Source organism: Aerococcus sp. 150760013-2, assembly GCF_053627715.1.
In genome coordinates, this window is the sequence record NZ_JBSEYI010000032.1 from 1 (window position 1) to 1,116 (window position 1,116).

2 protein-coding genes are annotated in these 1,116 nt (G+C 36.3%); one reads left to right on the plus strand and one right to left on the minus strand.

What is annotated here, in order from left to right:
* On the plus strand, positions 1-253 hold a 253-nt coding region (locus tag ACUW85_RS09530), incomplete at its 5' end, for an LPXTG cell wall anchor domain-containing protein (RefSeq protein ID WP_453977999.1).
* A 292-nt stretch (positions 254-545) separates the two neighbouring features.
* Here ACUW85_RS09530 and tnpA read toward each other — a convergent pair.
* Positions 546-968 (minus strand): IS200/IS605 family transposase, encoded by a 423-nt coding sequence (gene tnpA, locus ACUW85_RS09535; protein WP_182045097.1) that lies wholly within the window; start codon positions 966-968, stop codon positions 546-548.
* Positions 969-1,116 lie beyond the last annotated feature (148 nt).

The window sequence follows — 1,116 nt, forward strand, 5'->3', positions numbered from 1 at the left end:
CCCAGAAGAGCCAGTGGATCCAGAAGAACCAGTGGACCCAGAAGAGCCAGTGGATCCAGAAGAACCAGTGGATCCAGAAGAGCCAGTGGACCCAGGAGAGCCAAATAACACAGATGCAGCAAATGTTACTGTAGAACCTAAAAATCAAGATTTGCCTCCAACAGGGGTAGAAAGTACAACAATCACTAGTATTTTAGGAGCATTATTCCTATCTATTGGTTCTGCATTAGTTTTCAAAAAGAAAAGGAAATAGTATTTAATTGAATTTTAAGGAAGGGTCAACGTGAGTTTAAAATACGTTGACCCTTCTTTATTGTTAAAATAAAGTAAAAGAAATAGCTGAAGCAGATAAGGAAACCGTAACGATTCAATTGCGATTAAAAACCGCAGTCACAACTGATACGGGGAACCTTATCATAAATAAAACTCGTTTCAGTAGGATAAATGGCGGATAGTATGCATGATATGTTAAGATGCAAGAGAAAGATCACTTTTTATTTAAAGTCGCCCCTTGAGAAAACCGTGTAATTCATTACATGGATGAATCAAGTTCTAGGGCGACCGTCATTGTATTCCGTTAATTGATTTTCTATATACTTTTTAACAGCTTCTTTAGACATACTGCCTACTGTTGCCATGAAATAACTAGGTGTCCATAAATGGCCACCCCATAACATTGTCTTTGTTTCTGGATAAGCTTTAAACCATAGACGTGCAGATTTCTCTTTAAGTGTCTTGACGATACTACTTGCGGCATGTTTAGGGTTGAACGAAATCAACATATGAATATGGTCAGGCATAACTTGCAGCGATTGGATGACAATATCATGTTCATCACAAATGTGCGTCAATATATCTTGCATGGCGTTTTGCTTTTCAATGGTTGTAAATATTTCCTTACGATACTTTGTTACCCAAACCAAATAGAAATTAAAATTATAGGCATTTGTCCTTGTTTTCACAATCATATGTAAACACTTCTTCAACTAAATTATAGTAATTGTTATCGCTATAAACAAGTGTCATACGTATGGTATAATATATCTATAAACGCAAGGGGGTGAAAACATGTATCAAGGAATTGAGTGTAAAATCTATCCTAACGAAAAACAGCGT

Excerpts from the sequence above, each read along its gene's own strand:
- tnpA (WP_182045097.1), bottom strand. The coding sequence starts at position 968 with ATGATTGTGAAAACAAGGACAAATGCCTATAATTTTAATTTCTATTTG.